The organism is Hymenobacter sp. YC55, assembly GCF_029433095.1.
In the GTDB taxonomy this organism is placed as follows: Bacteria; Bacteroidota; Bacteroidia; order Cytophagales; family Hymenobacteraceae; genus Hymenobacter.
Window position 1 is genome coordinate 1,870,339 of the sequence record NZ_JARNTX010000001.1, and the last position, 21,168, is coordinate 1,891,506.

Consider the following 21,168-nt stretch of genomic DNA (forward strand, 5'->3'; position numbering starts at 1 on the left):
TCTTACTGCTAAGAAAAAGGGCTGGTTAAACAGAGTAGCTACTCTGTTTAACCAGCCCTTTTTCTTAGGATCCACATATTTGCAAGCTATCCGGCTGCCAGCAGCAACGTTTTCCATGCATCGAGCAACTTGCCTTCCTCCAGCAACTGCTTGCCGAGTAGCACAAGTTGCCGCCTTTGCTCGGTGGGGTCGCCGAAGTGCTGTTGCAACAAAGTGCTGATCAGCGGATCATGCTTGAACTCCTGAACCTGCTCGGGGGTGGGTATGGCTTGTAATTCGATGTTGGCGAGGCGGCCTAGATTGTTGCCAGTCAGGACGTCGGAGTGGCGGATGTGCTCGGGTAGCTGGTCGATGCCGATGCCGAGGTTGCGGTTGGGTTTAGGCACCGTGAACAAGCTCTCGGGCGTCACGCGGCTGTACCAGTCGCCGGCGAGGCGAGCAACGGCGTCGAACTTATGTGGGTCGATGCCGGGGCCGGATTCTAGCAGGATATCCTCGCGAAAGTGCGCTTGCACCACCCGGCAAATCACGAGGTTACCTCCCCCGTTTGAATCTCCGATGGCAATAATCTGCTCGACTACACACTCCAACGAAACCGGGCACTCAGCCACGCGTGGGGGCCGTACCAAATCCGAAGCCAGCTCCGTGAGGCCTGCTTTTACGAATTCATTTACGCCCCGCTCATACTCGGTGCTGGCCAATGACATTTGCTCTACAACCGCATAGTCGCAGATATTGACCACGCATTCGGCTACCTCCCGCACATTGAAAAGGGTGTGCTTTTGTGTGTTGTCGCGCACCCGGTTGGCGGGGGAGAAGATAAGGGTCGGCGGGTTGGAACTGAACACGTTGAAAAACGAATACGGGCTCAGGTTCACTTCCCTGGCGGCGGAAATGGTACTCACAAACGCCACCGGGCGCGGGGCCACAGCACTCAGCAAAAACTGGTGCCACTCGGGTCCCGGCAGCGTACCTGGCGTAATCGTGCGAAAAGACATAGCGGTGAAGTAGGTGAATTCTGATGCAGCGGCTTAGCGAGTTTGACCTTTCGCTGGCGCAATATGCGCCGATTGAACGCCAAACTTCCTACACCACTGATTCTTCAGTCTTTAACGGCGGAAACGGCCGACTTTCCTTGCAGCGGGAGAGTAATAATGAACTCCGTGTACTCGCCGAATTTGCTTTCCACAGCTAGCATGCCACCGTGGCCGCGCGTAATAATGTCGTAGCTAACCCATAGGCCCAGGCCCATGCCTTCCCCATCGGGTTTGGTGGTGAAGAAGCGTTGGAAGATATCCGTTAGCGACTCTTCCGGTACCCCGGGCCCGTTGTCCCGTACCCGGATTTCTGCCTGCTCGCCGAGCAAGCGGGTACGAAGCGTAACCTGGGGCACATACTCCTCCTCAGTGGCTTGGCGCTGGCGCTGATGCACCGCGTGATACGCATTGGTAAACAGGCTAATTAGCACCCGGCCTAGCTCTTGCCGCACCACAGGTACCAGGGGAAGCATTTCGTCGGGGTAATAAAACAAGGCCGTGTTGAAATGCCGATTCTTGAGGCGCAGGTCGTTGTAGGTGAAGCGCATATACTCATTCGCAAGTGCGTTCAGATCCGTCGCCTGGCGCTGGGCCGGGCCAGTGCTGGAGTAGTCGAGCATGCTATTGACGAAGCCTTCCGCTCGTTGGCTGTCCAGCACAATTCGGGACTGGTAGTGACTGAGATTGTTGAACATCTCGTCGATAAGCTGCTGGTCGTCGATGGGCAGGGCGGTTTTGGCTAGCTCTTCGCGCAGATCCTGGCATAAGCCGGCGCTGATGGCAGCGAAATTTTTTACGCTGCTCATCGGGGTTTTGATTTCGTAAGCAACACTGGCCATCAATTCACCTAAAGAAGCCATTTTTTCGCGCAGCACTAGCTGGCTTTGGGTGGTGCGCAGCTGCTGCACCATGCGGCCCAGCGTGTCGCGCTGCCTGGTTAGCTCTTCTTTCTGTTGGCTAATCTGGTTGTTGAGGTGTTGGAGCCGCTGGTTGGCTTGCTTTTGCTTATAAATGTGCCGCCCGAGCAGCAAAGCCACCAGTAAAAGTGTTCCGAGCCCAACCCACAGCGCATACAGGCGGAAGGAGGAGGTGAGTTCGGCGCGTTCTTCTTCTAGCTGCCGCAGCCGCAACTGTTCGTCGAAGCCAATGGCATCGAGCTGTTTGATGCGGTGGGGATTGTGCAGGCTGTCCTGGGCCGTGAGCATGATGCCCATGTATTTGAGCGTGCTGTCACTCTGGCCACGGGCTCGAAACACGTCAGCCAGAAGGGTGCTGGTGCGCAGCACTCCCACAATAAAAGGTAGCGTTTGGCCTACCACCAAGGATTTTCGGGCGTAGAAAACGCAGGAATCGGTTTGCTGGCGGCGGTAGTATAGTTCGGCCAGGTACTGAAACGCGCGACACCGACTCCGCAAATCATTTTCGGGCATTGCCGCCTTGGCACTACGACGATAGTGGTCTACTGCCGAGCTGGTTAAGCCGCGCGAGACCTGCAACCGACCAAGCTCCCGCAAAATGTAGGGCTGCGGATTGCCCCAGCAACTCCAGCCAGTAGGAGGGGGCGTAACCGTTAAATCATGCGCTTGGCGCAAGTAGTAGGAGGCCGAGTCGAGCAGGGCTAGCCCTTGGTAGCTGGCCCCAATATTAGTCGTGATGCTGGCCAGCAGGGAAATATCGTTGAGGTGAGCTTGCTGGTAGGTGGCGCGGGCTTGAAAGTAGCAGCGCAGCGAAGGACGAAAATCATCGAGAGCGAAATACAGTAAGCCCGTTTGGTTGAGCGAGCGGGCCACGCCACACAAGTCATGACTTTGGCGGTTGAGTTGTAGCGCCTGCAAATTGAGCCGGAGCGCTTCGGGAAGGTTGCCGCGTTCGGCAGGCAGAATAGCCAGGCGCGAAAGGCAGCGGCCTTCCCCCTTGGGGTAGCCAATGCGCCGGGCTAGTTTTAGGCCTTGTAGCGCGTACCACTGCACCGAATCAAAATGCGAGTAGCGGTAGGTGGCGCTTAGGTCGGCTAGCAGCAGTACCCGGCTGGTGTCGGTGGAGGCGTGGGCCAATGCTTGCTGAAAAGCAGCGGTTTGAGGGCTCTGTCCTATCCCTTGGAAAGCATATAAAAAAAGCAAAAAACAACCCAACAAGCGTGCAATCATACCCGAAAGGTAAGCATCGCAAAGAACCTATTTAACTTTCCTAATGAAATCAGACAGCTTTGCGTAGCTCCTCAGTAGGGTTAAATTTATAATCTTGTATTACACCGTATTGTTTAGCTTTCTTCTCTGTACATGTTCTTGCGTTTCTTCTGCTTGTTGTCGCTCATATCGTTGGGCTTTCGGGGCCAGGCCCAGCAACTTTCACCGGGTCTCGCTGCCGATACCACCCGCCTGCGCCACCATATTCTTACGCTGGTAAGCACGCCGCAACCCCGCAATTATCTGCACCCAGCAAGTTTGCAACAGGCCGCCGATTACATCCGGCAGGCAATGCGCACGGCAGGCGCACGTACCAGCGAGCAGACATATGAAGTGCAGGGCAAGCCTTACCAAAACCTGATTGGCAGTTTCGGGCCCGAAGCCGGGCCGCGCCTCATCATTGGGGCGCACTATGATGTGTGCGGCGAACAGCCCGGCGCCGACGACAACGGCAGCGGGGTAGCGGCGCTATTGGAACTGGCACGGCTGCTCGGCCAGCAACCTAATTTGCCTTACCGAATAGATGTGGTGGCCTACACGCTAGAGGAACCGCCGTTTTTCCGTACCCGCCAGATGGGCAGTTACGTGCACGCTCAGGCGCTGCACGCGGCGGGCGTGCCGGTGCGGGGCATGATAGCCCTGGAAATGCTAGGCTATTACGACGACCAAAAAGGGAGCCAGCGGTATCCGTTCGGCCCGCTGAAGCTGCTGTTTGGTAGCCGCGGCAACTACGTGACGGTGGCGCAGAAATTCGGGAATGGCCGCTTCGGCCGGCAGTTTGCGCGCCGCTACCGCGCGGCAGCGGCTTTACCCGTGAAGCGGTTTAAAGCGCCGGCTTGGCTGCCCGGCATCGACTTTTCCGACCACCTCAACTACTGGCAGTTCGGGTATTCGGCCGTGCTGCTCACCGATACGGCTTTCTACCGCAACCAGCACTACCACGAAACCACCGATACGCTCAACCGGCTTGATATGCGCCGCCTGGGCTTAGCAGTTGATGCCGTGCTGGCTACCGTGCTGCGCCTTTGAGGTTGCAAGAACCCAACCGTAGCGAATGGGTGCCGTAAGGGAAGCACGCGCGCACGAATCTTTTCTGGCGCCGCTTGCTGGAGTTTATGCGCAGATTGCCGCTCGTATTAGGGCTTTGTTTGATGGTTACAGCTGGGTTTGGCCAGGCCCTGCCGCGTCTGCTCGACCACAACACACTCGGCTGGGTGGTCTATTCGGGCGACCATGCGCTTAGCGACCAATGGGCGCTACACACCGAGTATCAACTGCGGCGGGTAAAGCTGCTCGGCACGCAGCAGCAGCATTTGGCGCGGCTGGGCTTGGTGCGCCAGCTTACCGACCGGGTGACAGTAAGTGGCGGCTACACCTATTTCCAAACGCACGAATACGGGCGTTATCCTACGGTAAGTGGCCGGCCCCAACCCGAACACCGCCTCTATGAAGACGTGACGCTGACTGATGCGTTTGGCCGTTTGCAACTCGAACAACGCTTGCGCCTAGAGCAGCGCTGGCTTGGGCAACGCGCTGAAGAAGGCGCTGGCCGAGTGCAAGCATGGGAGTATCAGCACCGGATTCGGTATCAGTTGGCGGGGAGCTACCCGCTGCAAGGCCCCACCATCGACAATGGCGAATGGTACCTGAATGCGTTTGATGAACTTTTTATCAGTTTCGGGCGCAACGTGGGCAACAACGTATTCAACCAAAACCGCCTTTCCGGTGGACTAGGGTACCAGTTCAGCGAGAATGCAAAAGTCGAACTCAACTACCTCAACCAGGTGACGCAACACGCCGAGCCTGACCCCGCCACTGGCCGGCCGGTATTCGAAATAAACAATGGTTTCCGGGTGAACATCCTCTACGATCTTGATTTTACGGGTGGGGAGTAAGGCTAGTGCTTGTAGGAAACATTCCCACCCAAACCCGGTCGGACTGGACAATCAAAAATTCCTGGCCTGTATCGTCTATATAAGAGTGATGGGGGCGACGCAGCATCCACGCGGGTCAGCCATCAGGGAAATTTCGGGGTTCGTACCACTCATTGTGCTGGCACAGGACCCACTCAAGTTGGTCGGCTTCGGGCAGTTGCCGGTACTTATCTGGTAAAGGCAAAGTCGAATCGCAGTCAATAAATAAATGTTGATACCGCGTAATTTTTTCTCCAATAGCTGCCACTACTTGCGAAGAGTGCGCAAAGTCCTGTTCGAACAGCCAAACTGCTAAGTAAAACTTCTTTGCCTGTGCTGTTAGCTGCTGATGCCACTGAGTGCAGGTTGCCAGCAGCACACGCAAAGCCTGTTGCCGAACGGCAAGTGGAATAGTAGTAGACTTGGTGTGCCAAATACCTAGGCCTAGCTGCCGGTAGTCATACTGCCGCCGCAATAACTCAGGGATGTTCGTTCAAGTGTTCCAGGCTACTACGTTGCTTTTCAATGCTGCGTAACAGGCGCTTAGTGCCGCGTGGCTTCTTCATTAGGTCAACTTTAAGGTAAGAAAGTGCTATATCTTTGCTGATTTAGTATATATTTACTAATTAGGTATAGTTTTCTTAGTGTAAGTCCTCACTCACCCTGTTATGGCTCAGCTTGCTTGCCCGAAATGCGAATCGAAAGAAGCCACGAAAAGTGGAGTAGTAGGTGGTAGGCAGCGATACAAGTGCAAGAACTGCGGCTATCACTACTCGGTGGCGAAGGCCGGTAAGGAAATCAACTCCTACTACGTGATAAAGGCGTTGCAGCTTTACGTAGAAGGGGTGAGCTACCGCGAAATAGAGCGGCTGCTCGGGGTGAGCCACGTAAGCGTGATGAACTGGGTGAAGAAATACGGGATGAAGGCTCCCCGGCAAACAGATTATCATCCCACCTACAAAATACTAAATCAGAAGGAGTTGAATGAATTCTTTCAGGACCCTAACAACCTGAAGGGTGCGGGCTTGGTGGTGACCGAGCTAGGCGACAAGTACATGATGATTCGGTGGGAGCGGTTTCGGCAGGGATAGGGCTATAGGGGTTAGCAGAAATATAGCAAGGGCGTGACTTCTGGCGGAAGGTTTTGCTACTTGGTTGAGCTGAAGACGAAGCAGTAGCTGCCGCGTCTGGAGTGCTTGATCTATCCCCACATCATTCCCACAACCCCTCTATGCGAAACGCCCGTTACGCGCTGGCGCTTAATGCGCTGTTGACTGCTGCCGGAGCTTCGGCCCAGGTAATAACGCCACCTGCCGGCCAGGCTCCCCCGCCCGCCACACCGGCGCCGCCACCCGCTACGCCTACCGCCACTAAGCCGGTTCCGTACGGCCCGGGAATGAAAGTCAACCTCTCGCCCGACGGCTCCAAGTACCTTCGGTTTCTGCTCTGGTCGCAGATTTACGCCCGCTACAACGAGAACAATACCGGCACCCTGCGGGCCCCCAACAAGCCCAAAGAAAGCCAAGTGGAGTTTGGCATTCGCCGCTCGCGCCTGGTAATTCTGGCGCAGCTCAACCCCCGGTTTCTGGTGTATACGCACTTGGGTATCAACAACCAAAACGGGGTTAGTGGCGGCGTAAACCCCACCACCGACGGCAAAAAGCCACAGTTCTTCATCCACGAAGCGGTGACGGAGTACAAAGTCAACAAGTACCTCAACCTCGGGGCGGGCCTGCACTATTACAATGGTATTTCGCGCCTGAGCAGCGCCAGCACCACCAGCATGCTGGCCATGGACTTTCCGCTCACTAACTTCCCCACCATCGACGCCCTCGACCAGTTTGCCCGCTACATCGGGGTGTTTGCCAAGGGCCGCATCGGCAAGTTCGACTACCGCTTGTCGGTGAGCGACCCGTTCCTAACCAACCTGCCCACTAATGCTAACTACGTGGCGGGCGGTGTGCAAACCGGCAATCCGCTAGGCTTAGGTACCACAGACGCTGGCGTAAACACGGGTACCAATATTGCGCAATACAATCCGCAGAACACCAGTCATGTGTATCAGGGCTACTTCAGTTACAATTTTTTGGAGCCTGAAGCCAACCTGCTGCCTTACTACCAAGGTACATATCTCGGCACCAAGCGCGTACTGAGCGTTGGAACGGGCTTCATGTACAACAAGGATGGCATGTATTCGCGGCCAACCAACAGTTCCGTGGTGCTGTCTAGTCTGGTCCCATCACCTACTAGTACTACTCCTACTGATCTTTTCACGGCTGTGCCTACTAGCAAGCACGACATCAAGCTCTTAGGGGCCGATGTGTTCTATGATGTGCCCCTCGATACGGCCTCGCGCACCGCGCTAACCATCTATGGGGTGTATTACAAGTTCAATTTCGGACCGAACTACGTGCGCTACGTGGGGCCCGAAAACCCCGGCTATGGCGCGGCAGCTATACGCGGCAACGCCTACCCACAGTCGGGTACGGGCAATGCGCAATACCTAAACGCGGGCTTCCTGCTACCCCAAAACACGCTCGGCCCGAAAGTGCGGTTGCAGCCTTACATAGCCTATCTGCACAGCAGCTACGAAGGCTTGCGCAAAAGCAATGGCGAACGAGCGGGCGTGAATCTGTACGATGCCGGCGTAAACGTGCTGCTCGATGGCCACAACGCCAAAGTCACCCTGAACTACCGAGCCCGCCCCGACTTCTCCGACCAGGCACCTATTCCCAGCGGAGCCTTAATCAACAACGTGAAGTACCGTCCGGAAATCACGCTGCAAACGCAGGTCTTCTTGTAAGGAGCGAATTTGTGAAGTGTGAATTAGTGAGTTTGTAGCTCAAGCTGCGCTAGTAAAACGGCAAACTCACCAGTTCACAAATTCACCGCTACGCCATCTCGACTCTCACCTTCAAAAACACCCATACGTATCATGAACCGCAACCTCCCTAACCGTGATTCAGGGGCTTACTCAGGGGCGGCACCCCTAGCGGGCGCTGCCGACGACGCTATTGCCCACGACAACAACAACACGTCCACCAGCAAAATCTGGCAGGTGATTACCGCTTCGTCGGTAGGTACTGTTATCGAGTGGTACGACTTCTACATCTTCGGCTCCTTGGCCGCTATTATTGGGCCGGTGCTGTTTGGCACCACCGGCAAGATTGAAGACACCATTCTCGGAACCTTGGCTGTATTTGGGGCCGGCTTTATTGTGCGGCCGTTCGGGGCCGTCTTCTTCGGCCGCATCGGCGACTTGGTGGGCCGCAAGTACACGTTCTTGCTGACGTTGCTCATCATGGGTGGCGCCACATTCGTGACGGGTCTCATTCCGAGCTACGACAAGATTGGGGTAGCCGCGCCCATCATCGTGACGCTGTTGCGCTTGCTGCAAGGTCTGGCTTTAGGCGGCGAGTATGGCGGCGCTACCACCTACGTGGCCGAGCACTCACCAGACAATAAGCGGGGCTACTACACCTCCTTTATTCAGATTACGGCTACAGCTGGTCTGTTCTTGAGCGTGTTGGTTATCATTGCCACCCGCAAAAGCTTAGGTGAAGATGCCTTCAAAGAGTGGGGCTGGCGCATTCCGTTCCTGCTGTCGGGTTTGTTGGTTATTGCCTCCTATTATATCCGGCGCAAACTGCACGAGTCGCCGTTGTTTGCCAAGGCCAAGGCCGAAGGCAAAACCAGCACCAACCCGTTGCGCGAGTCGTTTGTGAACCCTGTAAACCGTCGGCTGGTACTTATTTCGCTGTTCGGGGCCACTATGGGCCAAGGCGTGGTCTGGTATACCGGGCAGTTTTATGCGTATTCTTTCATGCAAAACACGCTGAAGCTCGACCTCGTGGATGCTAGCTTGGTGCTGTGTATTGCGCTGCTGCTGGCTACGCCGTTCTTCGTGTACTTCGGCGGCCTATCGGACCGGATTGGTCGTAAGAAAATCATCATGATGGGCTTGCTCTGCGGCGCGCTGTTTACCATTCCTATTTTCTATGGCCTCAAGGCCTTTGCCGGTCCGCTGACCGAAGTAACGGCCGCTACCGTGGATGCCACGGGCAAAGCCGTACCTGCCGTGATGAAGGCGCTTTCGCCGAGCCTCGTGCCCATGACCATTCTGGTGTTCTGCCTGGTGCTGTTCGTGACCATGGCCTACGGCCCAATCGCCGCTTATCTGGTAGAGCTGTTCCCTACCAAAGTGCGCTATACGTCTCTTTCGCTGCCCTACCACATTGGCAACGGCGTATTCGGGGGCTTTGTGCCTTTCATTGCCACCGCCCTCACGTTGCGCGCCGCAGCGCAGCCCGAAGGCACGCTGCTGAAAGACTATAGCAGCTTCGCGGGCTTGCTCTACCCGGTTATCATTGCGTTGATTTGCTGGTTTATTGGCACGGCGCTGATGAAAGACGTGCGCAATGTGCGCCTGATGGAGGACAACTCCGGAGACGCTCGGTAAAAATAACAACAGGCTGAATCCGAGTCAGCTTGCTTTTACAGCCCTTCCTGGAAAGTCCGTTGGGCCCTTGTCCAGCGGACTTTCTTATGTGGCAGCAGATGGCCTCATGCTAAGTAAACGCCATGCACCTGCCTGCAATGCAATTAGCCCTGACCGTCATGCTGAGCGCAGTCGAAGCATCTCGCGTGCTGACGTTGCCAAAGTGACTGTCATGCTGAGCGCAGTGCAACGAAGCCGAAGCATCTCGCTCGACTCGTTGCACTGCTAAGAGGGTTTACCACACTAGCGAGATGCTTCGACTGCGCTCAGCATGACAATAGCACTACAACCTCAGCACGCGAGATGCTTCGACTGCGCCTCCGGCTCCGCTCAGCATCACAGGGTAGGTGTGTTGCAGTAGCAACCCAATCAGTGACTTCTTGAGGTGAAAGTGCTGGTTGGTGAAGGTTTGTTGTGTGGCAAACTGCTAGCTTCCGGACGCTTTGTTTCTTCAGATAATTGAAACGCTATGCTACCCATGTCTCCGCAAGAGCAAGCCGAGCAGCGCCGCGGGCAGCGTCTGCTGTTCGTGAGTTTGCTGTTTGGGGTATTGCTGAATTTCCCGCTGCTGGCCGTCTTCAACCATGATGGTCGGGTAGGGGGCGTGCCAGTGCTGTACCTCTACGTCTTGCTGGCTTGGCTCACGCTGGTGATTCTCACGGCCTGGCTGGTCCGGCGGGAAGGCAGTTGAGAGCCTGAGTAACCAAGGTAGTTCAACGACTTCCTTGGTTTGCAACACGGCTTACCCATCATTCTAGTACGCTCTACTCCGTTACTCTTTATGTCCAAGCTGCTTGTTATCGGCTTTTCGTTTGGCTACTTGGCGCTGCTCTTCGGGGTGGCGTATGCGGCGGAGCGTCGGGCGGGATCGGCACGGAGCAGCTTGGTGAACAATCCGTATGTGTACGCGCTGAGCATGGCCGTATACTGCACCGCCTGGACCTACTATGGGTCAGTGGGACGCGCGGCGCACTTCGGGTTGGAGTTTGTGGGTATCTATTTGGGGCCCACGCTGATGGCTCCGGCGGCCTGGCTGGTGCTGCGCAAAATCATCCGGATTTGCCGCTTGCAGCGCCTGACGTCCATTGCCGATTTTATTTCGGCCCGCTACGGCAAAAGCGCTTCGCTCGGGGCCCTGGCAACGGTGGTGTGCGTACTCGGCATTGTGCCTTACATTTCGCTGCAAATCAAGGCCATTGCGGCCTCCTTCGACATCATCACCCGCGGCCCGGCGGCCTTGCAGCTGCCCCTGGAAAGCGCGGCGGCCAGCTCGGCGCTTTATACAACGGTGGCGCTGGCTTTCTTCACCATCATCTTTGGAGTGCGCTCTATTGAGGCCACCGAGCGGCACGAAGGCATGGTGCTGGCCGTAGCCCTGGAAAGCCTAGTGAAGCTGGTGGCGTTTCTGGCGGCCGGCGCCTTCGTGACGTTCGGGCTTTTCAATGGCTTCTCCGACGTGTTTACGCAAGCGGCCGCCGTACCCGACCTAAGCCGGTTGTTCACCCTGGACGGGGCAGGTACCAGCAGCGGACAGTGGTTTACACTACTCTTGCTGAGTATGGCGGCTATCCTGTTGCTGCCGCGGCAGTTTCAGGTGTCGGTGGTGGAAAACGTCAACGAAGACCACCTGCGCAAAGCCATGTGGCTGTTTCCGCTCTACCTCATCATTATCAACCTGTTTGTGCTGCCGCTGGCTTTCGGCGGGCGGCTGCTGTCGGGCCACGGCCTCGACGCCGACACGTTTGTGCTGGTGCTGCCCATGCAAGCGGGGCACCCTTGGCTGGCGCTGTTTATCTACATCGGTGGGCTGTCGGCGGCTTCTTCCATGATTATTGTGGAAACCATTGCCTTGAGCGTGATGATGAGCAACCACCTGCTTATGCCGCTGCTGGTGCGCATTCCGGCCACCCAAACCGAAGGGCCAAGCTGGTTTGCCTACCTCGGCAAGGTAGCCCTGAACAGCCGTCGGCTGGCGGTGGTGCTGGTGCTGCTGCTGGCCTATGGCTACTATATTGAGGTTGGGCATTTGCTGCCGCTGGTCAATATTGGGCTGGTGTCGTTTGCGGCGGTGGCGCAGTTTGTGCCGGTGGTGCTCGGGGGGCTTTACTGGAAAGGCGGCAACCGGCAGGGGGCCACGGTAGGTATTTTGGCGGGGTTTGCGGTGTGGTTTTTTACGCTCGTGGTGCCTACCATGGTGGGACCCAACATGCTGAGCGAGGAGTTACTTTCCAACGGCCTCTTTGGCTGGCAAGGGCTGCGGCCTTTCGCCTTGTTCGGGCTGGAAGGGCTCGATTACCTGTCGCACGGGCTGTTTTGGAGCTGGTTTTTCAATATCGGGTTCTACGTGGGCGTCTCGCTGCTGCGGGGGCCTTCGGCGCTAGAGCAGCGGCAGGCCGACATTTTCGTGGGCGTGTTTCACTACCGCAACGTATTTGAAGGGCCGGCCAGTTGGCAAGGTGTCGCTCCGCTGCCCGACGTACGGGCGCTGCTCAACGGCTTCCTGGGCAAGCGCCGCGCCGGCCAAGCGCTGCGGGCTTTTGCCGAACGGTTTCCGGATGCGCACCCCGCCGACGACGTAACTCCTCCCCAAGCCGACCCGCGCCTACTGGCTTACTCCGAGAAATTGCTGGCCGGCAGCATTGGCCCGGCCTCGGCCCGGCTGCTACTCTCGTCGTCGGTAGGGGTGGAGGACATCAGCTTCGACAACGTGGTCGGAATTCTGCGCGAAAGTCAGCAATTGCTCGAAGCCAACCGCCAGCTGCAAAAGCAACAGCGCCAGCTTCAGCGCCTCACCGACGAGCTACGCGCCGCCTACGACCAACTCCAGGCCCTCGACCACGACAAAGACGAGTTCCTGGCCACCGTCACGCACGAGCTGCGCACCCCGCTCACCAGCATCCGGGCCCTATCGGAAATCCTGACCGACAACCCCGACCTGGAAGAAGAAGAGCGCCAGCGGTTCCAACTCACCATCACGCGGGAGTCGGAGCGCCTGAGCCGGCTTATATCCTTGGTGCTGGACCTGGAGAAGTTCGAGTCCGGCAAAGCCACCCTGGACCGGGAGCCGCTCGACCCGGTGGAAATCCTCAACGACGCCATCGAATCGGTGGGGCAGTTGCTGCGCGACAAGCAGATTCAGCTGGATGTGGAAGCGCCGCCCGGTTTGCCCCAGCTCTCCGCCGACCGTGACCGGCTCATGCAAGTGCTGGTTAATCTGCTGAGCAACGCCATCAAATCGTGCCGGGCCGATGGCAGCGGCCATATTCGGGTGGCGGCCGAGCTGCCGCCGACGGGAGCTGGATTGCCCGCCACGTTGCGCCTCGTGGTGCAAGACAATGGCAAGGGTATCGAAGCCGCCTTTCACACGCTCATCTTCGACAAGTTCTTTCAAGCCAAAAACCAAACCATGCGCAAGCCCGAAGGCTCGGGCCTTGGCCTGGCCATCACCAAAAAGATAGTGGAACTGCACGCCGGCCGCATCTGGGTGGAAAGCCAACCCAACCAAGGGGCCTGCTTCTCGGTGGAGCTGCCGGTAGAAGCGCATCATGAAGCTTGATGCCAGTAGCACCGCCCTACCCGCCCGTTGCAATCAATTAGTTCAGCCTTCAGAATCCCAGCCTATGCCTGCTCCTCATATATTAATCGTGGATGATGAGCCCAACATTGTGATGTCGCTCGAATTTTTGATGCGTAAGAATGGCTACGCCGTCAGCATTGCCCGCAACGGCACCGAGGCCATCGAAGCCGTGGACCGTGCCCCCGTCGACATTGTGTTGCTCGACATCATGATGCCCGACGTAGACGGCTACTACGTTTGTCAGTACATCAAAACCCACCCCGACCGTATCAAAACCAAAGTCGTTTTCCTCTCTGCCAAAACCAAAGATGCCGATGTCAAGAAAGGCTACGAAGTTGGCGCCGACCTCTACATGCCCAAACCCTTCAGCACCCGCCAACTCATGGTAAAAGTGCGCGAATTGCTGGCCGCTCCGCAAACCCAAGCCGACCTTACTCCTTAGCTCGTTCACCGCAAAAAAGAGAATTTGCTTTTGTTGCGCTCCATTGACGCCTCCTGGTTCTGACGGAAATCAAAGCAGAGCCGGAAAGGCACGGCAGAGGGTAAGCATCGAAAGTCTAGCCGGCAACCAACTCCCTCGTGGCTGAACTATACATGCACAAACTAAAACAGATGCCAGCACTAGACAGAGCAATTAAAGTCCTCGAATAAGGAAAGACTAGGGGTAGTTGAAAAACTAGAGTTAGCAAGCAAGAACCAGCTACTGTTTAACAGATAGATAACCACCCCAACCCCTCATCCGAGTGAAACTAGAAACAAGTGAAGGCCTAATTATCCAGTAGAATGGTAAATAGGCTTCCCGAAAAGCACCTCACAACCTCCCCACTTCACAATTTCACCTTTCCCATGCCCGACATACCCACCAAACACGCCCGCATCCGTACCCTGGAAGAGTACCAAGATGCTTATAGCCGCAGCATCTCAAACCCCGAACAGTTTTGGGCGGAGGTAGCCGAGCCGTTCACTTGGCGCCGCAAGTGGGACAAGGTGCTCGACTCCGATATGGCTGCTGGCAAAAACGAGTGGTTTGGGGGTGCCCGCCTCAACATCACCGAAAATTGCTTGGACCGCCACCTCGCCACGCGCGGCAACAAACTGGCCATCATCTACGAGCCCAACGATACCAAGACCCGCCACCTGCGCCTAACCTACCGCGAGCTGCACCAGGAGGTTTGCAAGTTTGCCAACGTGCTGCACAACAACGGCGTGGAAAAAGGCGACCGGGTGTGCCTCTACATGCCCATGATTCCGGAGCTGGCTATTGCCGTGCTGGCCTGCGCCCGCATTGGGGCGGTGCATTCCGTGGTGTTTGCCGGCTTCTCTGCCACCGCCATTGCCGACCGCGTCAACGATGCGCAGGCAAGCGTGGTGCTCACGGCCGACGGCCTGAACCGCGGCGCCAAACAGATTCCGGTGAAGCGCGTGGTGGATGAGGCGTTAGAGCATTGCCCCTCGGTGCGCCGCGTGATTGTGGTAGAGCACTTGGGCTGGCCCGTGCAGATGAAGGAAGGCCGCGACGTATGGTACCACGAAGAAGCCGAGGACGTGGCCAAAAGCTGCCCCGCCGAGGAAATGGAGGCCGAAGATCCGCTCTTTATCTTGTATACCTCGGGTAGCACTGGCAAGCCCAAGGGCGTGGTACACAGCACGGCCGGTTACATGGTCTGGACCGATTACACGTTCCGTAACGTGTTTCAGGTGGAAGAAAACGACATCTACTGGTGCACCGCCGACATTGGGTGGGTAACGGGGCACTCGTACCTGCTCTACGGGCCGTTGCTGGCCGGCGCCACCACGCTCATGTTCGAGGGCATCCCAACGTATCCCGATGCGGGCCGGTTTTGGGAAGTTATTGACAAGCATTCGGTGACCATATTCTACACGGCCCCCACCGCTATCCGCAGCCTGATGGCCGCCCCGCTCGACAACGTATTGAGTTATTCGCTGGATTCGTTGCGGGTGTTAGGGTCGGTAGGGGAACCCATCAACGAGGAAGCCTGGCATTGGTACCATACCCACGTAGGCAAGGAGCGTTGCCCCATCGTGGATACCTGGTGGCAAACCGAAACCGGGGGTATCATGATTTCGGCTTTGGCGGGTATCACGCCGAGCGTACCTGCCCGCGCTGGCTTGCCGCTGCCGGGCGTGTTGCCGGTGCTGCTTACGCAGGAAGGCAAGGAAATTGAAGGCAACGGCGAGGAAGGCTACTTGGCCATCAAGCACAGCTGGCCCGGCATTATCCGCACCACCTACGGCGACCATGAGCGTGCCCGCCAAACCTATTTCGCGCCCTATCCCGGCTACTACTTCACCGGCGACGGGGCCCGCCGCGACGAGGAAGGGCTCTACCGCATCATTGGCCGCGTCGATGACGTGATAAATGTGAGCGGCCACCGGTTCGGTACGGCCGAAATCGAAAACGCCATCAACCAGAACCCCAACGTGGTGGAGTCGGCGGTAGTGGGCTACCCGCACGATGTGAAAGGCCAGGGCATCTATGCCTACGTTATCTGCCGCGAAGGCGTCTGTGACAAAGAAAACGACAAAGCGCACATCGAGGCCAGCATCATCGAAACCATCGTGGCCGAAATCGGCAAAATTGCCAAGCCCGACAAGATTCAAATTGTGTCGGGCTTGCCGAAAACCCGCTCCGGCAAAATCATGCGCCGCATCCTGCGCAAAGTAGCCGAAGGAGAAACCTCCAACCTCGGCGACACCACCACGCTGCTCGACCCAGGCATAGTAGACGAGATTATCGGCGGACGGAAGTAGAACAAACGATATAGCAAGCAAAAGGGCCGTTGGATATCCCAACGGCCCTTTCTGCTTAGTTAGGGTATATAGGCGTTCAACAAATAGGCCCCGTCATGCTGAGCGGAGCCAGAGGCGCAGTCGAAGCATCTCGCGTGCTGATGTTGTCAAAGTAACCGTCATGCTGAGCGCAGTCGAAGCATCTCGCCAGTGTGGTAAACCCTAACGCTTGCCCAACGAGTCGAGCGAGATGCTTCGACTGCGCTCAGCATGACGTTCTGGGTTTGAGTTGGAATTTAGTTCTGGTCTAGCTGTCCGCACACCTTAGAGGTGCGAAGTATAAAAGTTCTCAATAACGTGGGCATCAAGGTTCTTTCCGGTTTGCGCCATTACCTTCGCGCCAAAACCTGCCTTATGCCCGACTTCCACATCAAGCCGCTCAATCAGGAGTTAGCCGCTGCCATTCAACATAAAATCGACAACAAGACCAAGCCAGTTGGCGCGCTCGGGCAGTTAGAGCAACTGGCACAGCAAGTGGCGCTTGTTCAGCAAACCCTTACGCCCCAACTCCGCAAGCCCCACCTACTTGTCTTCGCCGCCGACCACGGTATTGCCGCCGAGGGCGTAAGCAAATACCCGCAGGAAGTCACCTACCAAATGGTGCTGAACTTTCTGAACGGTGGAGCCGCCATCAATGTGTTTTGTCGGCAGCAAGGCATAGCGCTGAAAGTGGTGGATGCCGGCGTAAAAGGCAGTTTCGACGATTATCCGGCGGTTATCAACCAAAAAATTGCGGAAGGCACGCGTAGTTTCCTCCATGAGCCGGCCATGAGCGTAGCGCAGTGCGAACAAGCCTTGGCCGCAGGCGCCAAACTGGCGCGCGAAGTGGCTGCCACTGGCTGCAATGTGCTTGGCTTCGGCGAAATGGGCATTGCCAACACCTCAGCGGCCACCTTGCTGATGCACCGGTTCACGGGCCTGCCCCTCACCGAATGCCTAGGCCGCGGCACCGGCCTCGACGACGAGCAACTCAGCCACAAAGAAGCTATTTTGACGGCCGCCGCCCAGCAACACGCCGCCTTAACCAACCCGCTGGAAGTGCTGGCTACGTTCGGCGGCTTTGAAATCGTGCAGATGGTGGGCGCCATGCTTGGAGCCGCAGAGCAGGGCCTATTGTTGCTGATTGATGGGTTCATTGCCACAGCGGCGTTGTTGGCGGCCACGGTCCTATACCCGCAGGTGCGCGAGTACTGCGTATTCTGTCACCAGTCCGAGGAAAGTGGGCACCGGCGGATGCTGGCCTACCTGCACGCGCAGCCACTACTACAGCTGAATTTGCGGCTAGGGGAGGGCACCGGCTGCGCGCTGGCGTACCCGTTGCTCGTGGCGGCCGTTAATTTCCTGAACGAAATGGCTTCTTTCGAAAGCGCGGGCGTAAGCCAGAGCACCGAGCCAGCTCCCGTCACGGCATGATGCGGCGGCAAGTGGAGCTGTTCTTCACGGCGCTCATGTTCTATACCCGCATTCCGTGCCCGAAATGGGTAGGCCACTCCGAAGAAAACCTCAACAAGTCCACGATTTACTTTCCGGTTGTGGGCTGGATAGTGGGCGGCGCGGCGGCGGGCGTGTATTGGGGGCTGCATTTCCTGTTTCCGCTGGAGGTGGCTTTGCTGCTGAGCATGGTGGCCAGCATCCTGCTGACGGGCGCTTTTCACGAAGACGGCTTTGCTGATGTCTGCGACGGATTTGGGGGAGGCTGGACCAAGCTGCGCATCCTCGAAATCATGAAAGACAGTCGCCTCGGTACGTATGGCGTCACGGGTTTGGGGCTGATGCTGACGCTGAGGTTTCTGGCTTTGAAGGCAGTTATTTCCACTCCCGGCTTGCCTGCGTGGCACGTGGTGCCGGTGCTAGTAGTGGCGCACGCCCTGAGCCGCGCCACGGCCCTCTCGTTTATCTACACCCACGAATACGCCCGCGAAAACGAGGACAGCAAATCCAAACCGATTGCCAAGAAAATAAGCGCCGCCGATTTCGGAATCGGGCTGCTGCTAGGGCTGCTGCCGTTGCTGGCGTACTCGGCTTGGCTGCGCAACTGGTGGCTGCTCTTGGTGCTGCTGCCGTTAGGGCTCGTAAAAACCTACTTGGCCCGCTACTTCACCCGCTGGATTGGTGGCTACACCGGCGACTGTTTGGGCGCCACCCAACAAGTAGCGGAGGTAGTGGTATATCTATTTCTTTGCTCTCGACTATGGAATTATACTTGATTCGGCATACCCGGGTGGCCACGGAGGCCGGCATTTGCTACGGCGGCTCCGACGTGCCCGTTGCCGATACCTACCCCGAAGACGAAGCCGCCGTAGCCACTCGCTTAGCTCCAATATTAGCGGCCGGGCCGGTAACTGCTTACAGCAGTCCGCTTACCCGTTGCCGCTGCCTAGCCGAAGCCCTGGTGCCCGGCCCCATCCACTTCGACGACCGGCTGCGAGAGTACGACTTCGGTCGGTGGGAATTGCAACCTTGGAACACCCTGCCCGCCGCCGAACTCGACCCCTGGATGGCCGACTACGTGCAGGTGCCCGCTCCCGGCGGTGAAAGTTTCCTCGACCTGCAAGCCCGCACCACCGCCTTTCTTGACGAGGTCTTAGCACAGCCCAACCCCCCGCAAGTAGCCTTGGTTTTTTGCCATTCGGCGGTTATTCGGAGCATGCTTTGCCATTGCTTGGGGCTGCCGCTGGCAAACGCCTTCCGGCTGGACATCGACTACGGCTCTATCTCCAAAGTGCGTTATAATCAAGGCCGCTTCAACGTGGCATACACCAACGCCTGAAGTGGGGCTTTCCCTTCAACAAGCAAGCCCCGACTTAGGAATGAGTCGGGGCTTGCTTTTGGTAGGTGGCGCAGATGTAAGAGTTTCTAGCTTACCGAGGCTGGCAGAATAGTGCCATTCACCTCGCCGAAACCAATGCGAATGCCGTTGTTTTCGCAGTAGCCGCGCATGGTTACGGTGTCCCCGTCGTGCAGGAATTTACGCTCTTCACCCGTGGGGAGAACGACAGGGCGAGTACCGCGCCACGCAAGTTCCAGCATCGAACCGAGCGAGTCGGGCGTGGGGCCGCTAATGGTGCCCGAAGCGTACAGGTCGCCAACTTCGAGGTTGCAGCCGTTGCTGCTCTGGTGGGTAAGCTGCTGCGCCATGCTCCAGTACATGTGCTGGAAATTGGTGCGAGATACTACAGTTTCAGGGCTGCCTTCGGGCTGTAGGCCAACTTCCAAGTTGATGTCGAAGTTGTGCGCATTGACATGGCGCAGGTACAGCAGCGGCTCGGGTTCCTGCACCGGGCCCGCCACGCGGAACGGCTCCAGCGCGTCGAGCGTCACCACCCACGGCGAGATGCTGCTGCCGAAGCTCTTGCCCAGAAACGGCCCGAGCGGTACGTACTCCCAGCTTTGAATGTCGCGTGCGCTCCAATCGTTGAACAGCACCAGCCCGAAAATATGGTCCTCTGCGTATTGCAGCGGAATAGTGTCTCCGAGCGCCGAGCCTTTACCAACCACAAAAGCCATTTCCAACTCGAAATCCAACTGCTGCGAGGGCCCGAAAGTGGGAGCATCAGCATCGGGTGCCTTGCGCTGCCCGTTGGGCCGACGAATGTCGGTGCCCGATACCACAATGCTGCTAGCCCGGCCGTGGTAGCCAATCGGGATGTGACGCCAGTTGGGCAGCAAGGCATTGGCCGGGTCGCGGAACATCATGCCCACGTTGGTGGCGTGCTCAATGCTGCTGTAGAAATCGGTGTAATTGTTGGGTTTCACTGGCCGCAGCATCCGCACCTCGCTCTGCCGCACCAAACACTCGCGCATCACTTCGTCGGAGCGCAGGGCTTCGTTGTCGTGGCGCAACAACTCACTTACCCGCTCGCGCACGGCGCGCCAAGCCGGCCGCCCCAGGGCAATAAACTGATTGAGCGTCCGACGTCGAAAAACCTTGGGCATCTTCGGGCCGAGGTCCAGATCCGAAAAAAAGCCGAACTGCGCCACGGCGTACAAATCCAGCGCATAGTCTCCAATAGCCACGGCCAGGCGGGTGCCCCGTTCTTCGGTTTCAAATACCCCAAACGGCAAGTTCTGAATCGGAAAGTCACTGGTTGGCGGAATATCAATCCAAGAGCGGAGTGCCGGGTCGTTCAGGTTGGCCATAGGGTGGATAGTTTATAGGAGAAGCGGTAAAGGTAGCGGCGCCGGCCAAATGACGAGCAAACTCAACTGAACGTTAGGTGAACCTAGTTGAAGCTTTTATCTTAACCTATACATTCCACAGCGTGTAGCTGCCACCAATTAGTAGCCACACCTGCTGCTTCAAATACTATTCTATTCCACGTTAGTCTTGATTTAACAATTGCCTTGTTATGAAGAGTACGGTGGTTGCTTTTTTCCTGGTACTGATTTCACTTACTGCTCAGAGCCAAGCAGGTAAAAGAACTTTTGCGCTTGATGACACCACCGGTCTAACGGCTGTGCGTGTACAGATGGAGCAGGACACTTACTTGGGAAAGAAATCAGTGAAAGTACTGGATACTGCCCAGGGAATTACCTCGGAGTTGAAGTACGCCAAAGTCAGGAATGTGCCCTTTCATAATGGCACCATCGAAGTTGAGCTTGCCGGTCAGCCCTTGAGCACTGCCGTAGAAACTGCGCGGGGCTTTGTGGGCATTGCTTTCCGGGTAGATGAAACGGACACGAAATTTGAGTGCCTCTATCTTCGCCCAACCAACGGACGAGCAGAAGACCAGGTGCGTAGGAACCATTCCTCCCAATACATTTCCCATCCGGATTTTCCTTGGCAAAAGCTGCGTAAGGAATCCCCCGAAAAATATGAGGCCTATGTTGATTTGGAAGTCGGCAAGTGGACCAAGGTGCGAATAGTAGTGAAGGACAGCACGGCTAAACTCTATGTACATGGGGCTACCCAACCTACGTTGATTGTATCAGATTTAAAGCATGGCCCTGCACATAAAGGGGTAATTGGCCTTTGGATTGGCTCAGGCACAGAAGCTCACTTTAGAAACTTGGTCGTCACACCAGCCGATTAATCTAATGCTGACTGTACTTTGGCCTTTTTCATAGTCGCCTTGAACACAGCAGCCCATTTTCATAGGGAACTAATTAGGAACTGAGTGCCGAAGCGTTGAGGTTGGAATTGAAT

The 21,168-nt window shown here is 56.9% G+C and carries 16 protein-coding genes; 13 read left to right on the forward strand and 3 right to left on the reverse strand.

Annotation, left to right across the window (positions count from 1 at the left end; genetic code table 11):
- Positions 1-86: 86 nt before the first annotated feature.
- Positions 87-998 (reverse strand): flavin reductase family protein, encoded by a 912-nt coding sequence (locus tag P1X16_RS07950; protein WP_277227410.1) that lies wholly within the window; start codon positions 996-998, stop codon positions 87-89.
- A 104-nt stretch (positions 999-1,102) separates the two neighbouring features.
- Positions 1,103-3,184: an ATP-binding protein gene (locus tag P1X16_RS07955; RefSeq protein ID WP_277227411.1), complete on the reverse strand. Its 2,082-nt coding sequence runs from the start codon at positions 3,182-3,184 to the stop codon at positions 1,103-1,105.
- A 132-nt stretch (positions 3,185-3,316) separates the two neighbouring features.
- Between P1X16_RS07955 and P1X16_RS07960 the strand changes: the two genes are divergently transcribed.
- The 12 genes from P1X16_RS07960 to cobC all read left to right on the forward strand — a co-directional run bounded on the left by P1X16_RS07960 (position 3,317) and on the right by cobC (position 18,792).
- A complete protein-coding gene (locus P1X16_RS07960) occupies positions 3,317-4,252 on the forward strand; it encodes a M28 family peptidase (RefSeq protein ID WP_277227412.1) in 936 nt (311 codons plus the stop codon).
- An 86-nt stretch (positions 4,253-4,338) separates the two neighbouring features.
- On the forward strand, positions 4,339-5,118 hold the full coding sequence (locus P1X16_RS07965) for a DUF2490 domain-containing protein (RefSeq protein ID WP_277227413.1): 780 nt from the start codon (positions 4,339-4,341) through the stop codon (positions 5,116-5,118).
- Between the two features lie 686 nt (positions 5,119-5,804).
- Positions 5,805-6,227, forward strand: a complete 423-nt coding sequence (locus P1X16_RS07970) for a helix-turn-helix domain-containing protein (protein ID WP_277227414.1) — start codon at positions 5,805-5,807, stop codon at positions 6,225-6,227.
- A 140-nt stretch (positions 6,228-6,367) separates the two neighbouring features.
- Positions 6,368-7,939, forward strand: a complete 1,572-nt coding sequence (locus P1X16_RS07975) for a hypothetical protein (protein WP_277227415.1) — start codon at positions 6,368-6,370, stop codon at positions 7,937-7,939.
- 132 nt (positions 7,940-8,071) lie between these two features.
- A complete protein-coding gene (locus P1X16_RS07980) occupies positions 8,072-9,595 on the forward strand; it encodes an MFS transporter (RefSeq protein ID WP_277227416.1) in 1,524 nt (507 codons plus the stop codon).
- Between the two features lie 517 nt (positions 9,596-10,112).
- Positions 10,113-10,325 (forward strand): hypothetical protein, encoded by a 213-nt coding sequence (locus tag P1X16_RS07985; protein ID WP_277227417.1) that lies wholly within the window; start codon positions 10,113-10,115, stop codon positions 10,323-10,325.
- Between the two features lie 90 nt (positions 10,326-10,415).
- Complete coding sequence (locus tag P1X16_RS07990) at positions 10,416-13,190, forward strand: sensor histidine kinase (protein ID WP_277227418.1); 2,775 nt, start codon at positions 10,416-10,418, stop codon at positions 13,188-13,190.
- Between the two features lie 64 nt (positions 13,191-13,254).
- Complete coding sequence (locus P1X16_RS07995) at positions 13,255-13,653, forward strand: response regulator (protein WP_277227419.1); 399 nt, start codon at positions 13,255-13,257, stop codon at positions 13,651-13,653.
- A gap of 404 nt (positions 13,654-14,057) precedes the next feature.
- Positions 14,058-15,983 carry an acetate--CoA ligase gene (gene acs / locus P1X16_RS08000; RefSeq protein WP_277227420.1) on the forward strand — a complete coding sequence of 642 codons (1,926 nt, stop codon included), beginning with the start codon at positions 14,058-14,060 and terminating at the stop codon, positions 15,981-15,983.
- A gap of 393 nt (positions 15,984-16,376) precedes the next feature.
- Positions 16,377-17,435, forward strand: coding sequence for a nicotinate-nucleotide--dimethylbenzimidazole phosphoribosyltransferase (gene cobT / locus P1X16_RS08005; RefSeq protein ID WP_277227421.1), 1,059 nt, complete (start codon positions 16,377-16,379; stop codon positions 17,433-17,435).
- Positions 17,432-18,229, forward strand: coding sequence for an adenosylcobinamide-GDP ribazoletransferase (locus P1X16_RS08010; protein WP_346771240.1), 798 nt, complete (start codon positions 17,432-17,434; stop codon positions 18,227-18,229). The genes cobT and P1X16_RS08010 overlap by 4 nt, the downstream gene beginning before the upstream one ends.
- Complete coding sequence (cobC, locus tag P1X16_RS08015) at positions 18,214-18,792, forward strand: alpha-ribazole phosphatase family protein (RefSeq protein WP_277227422.1); 579 nt, start codon at positions 18,214-18,216, stop codon at positions 18,790-18,792. Before P1X16_RS08010 ends, cobC begins: the two co-directional genes overlap by 16 nt.
- 86 nt (positions 18,793-18,878) lie before the next feature.
- On the opposite strand, the gene fahA is transcribed toward cobC, so the two are convergent.
- Entirely contained in the window at positions 18,879-20,162 is a 1,284-nt protein-coding gene (fahA, locus tag P1X16_RS08020) for a fumarylacetoacetase (RefSeq protein ID WP_277227423.1), read from the reverse strand.
- 209 nt (positions 20,163-20,371) lie between these two features.
- Here fahA and P1X16_RS08025 point away from each other — a divergent pair, with 209 nt between their 5' ends.
- On the forward strand, positions 20,372-21,055 hold the full coding sequence (locus P1X16_RS08025) for a family 16 glycoside hydrolase (protein ID WP_277227424.1): 684 nt from the start codon (positions 20,372-20,374) through the stop codon (positions 21,053-21,055).
- Positions 21,056-21,168 lie beyond the last annotated feature (113 nt).

What these genes read in the sequence shown, in the direction of transcription:
- P1X16_RS07980 (WP_277227416.1), top strand. Translation starts at nt 8,072, where the DNA reads ATGAACCGCAACCTCCCTAACCGTGATTCAGGGGCTTACTCAGGGGCG.
- cobT (WP_277227421.1), top strand. Translation starts at nt 16,377, where the DNA reads ATGCCCGACTTCCACATCAAGCCGCTCAATCAGGAGTTAGCCGCTGCC.
- P1X16_RS07965 (WP_277227413.1), top strand. Translation starts at nt 4,339, where the DNA reads ATGCGCAGATTGCCGCTCGTATTAGGGCTTTGTTTGATGGTTACAGCT.
- P1X16_RS07975 (WP_277227415.1), top strand. Translation starts at nt 6,368, where the DNA reads ATGCGAAACGCCCGTTACGCGCTGGCGCTTAATGCGCTGTTGACTGCT.
- P1X16_RS07950 (WP_277227410.1), bottom strand. Translation starts at nt 998, where the DNA reads ATGTCTTTTCGCACGATTACGCCAGGTACGCTGCCGGGACCCGAGTGG.
- P1X16_RS07955 (WP_277227411.1), bottom strand. Translation starts at nt 3,184, where the DNA reads ATGATTGCACGCTTGTTGGGTTGTTTTTTGCTTTTTTTATATGCTTTC.
- P1X16_RS07985 (WP_277227417.1), top strand. Translation starts at nt 10,113, where the DNA reads ATGTCTCCGCAAGAGCAAGCCGAGCAGCGCCGCGGGCAGCGTCTGCTG.
- cobC (WP_277227422.1), top strand. Translation starts at nt 18,214, where the DNA reads ATGGAATTATACTTGATTCGGCATACCCGGGTGGCCACGGAGGCCGGC.
- fahA (WP_277227423.1), bottom strand. Translation starts at nt 20,162, where the DNA reads ATGGCCAACCTGAACGACCCGGCACTCCGCTCTTGGATTGATATTCCG.
- P1X16_RS07970 (WP_277227414.1), top strand. Translation starts at nt 5,805, where the DNA reads ATGGCTCAGCTTGCTTGCCCGAAATGCGAATCGAAAGAAGCCACGAAA.
- P1X16_RS08025 (WP_277227424.1), top strand. Translation starts at nt 20,372, where the DNA reads ATGAAGAGTACGGTGGTTGCTTTTTTCCTGGTACTGATTTCACTTACT.
- acs (WP_277227420.1), top strand. Translation starts at nt 14,058, where the DNA reads ATGCCCGACATACCCACCAAACACGCCCGCATCCGTACCCTGGAAGAG.
- P1X16_RS07990 (WP_277227418.1), top strand. Translation starts at nt 10,416, where the DNA reads ATGTCCAAGCTGCTTGTTATCGGCTTTTCGTTTGGCTACTTGGCGCTG.
- P1X16_RS08010 (WP_346771240.1), top strand. Translation starts at nt 17,432, where the DNA reads ATGATGCGGCGGCAAGTGGAGCTGTTCTTCACGGCGCTCATGTTCTAT.
- P1X16_RS07995 (WP_277227419.1), top strand. Translation starts at nt 13,255, where the DNA reads ATGCCTGCTCCTCATATATTAATCGTGGATGATGAGCCCAACATTGTG.
- P1X16_RS07960 (WP_277227412.1), top strand. Translation starts at nt 3,317, where the DNA reads ATGTTCTTGCGTTTCTTCTGCTTGTTGTCGCTCATATCGTTGGGCTTT.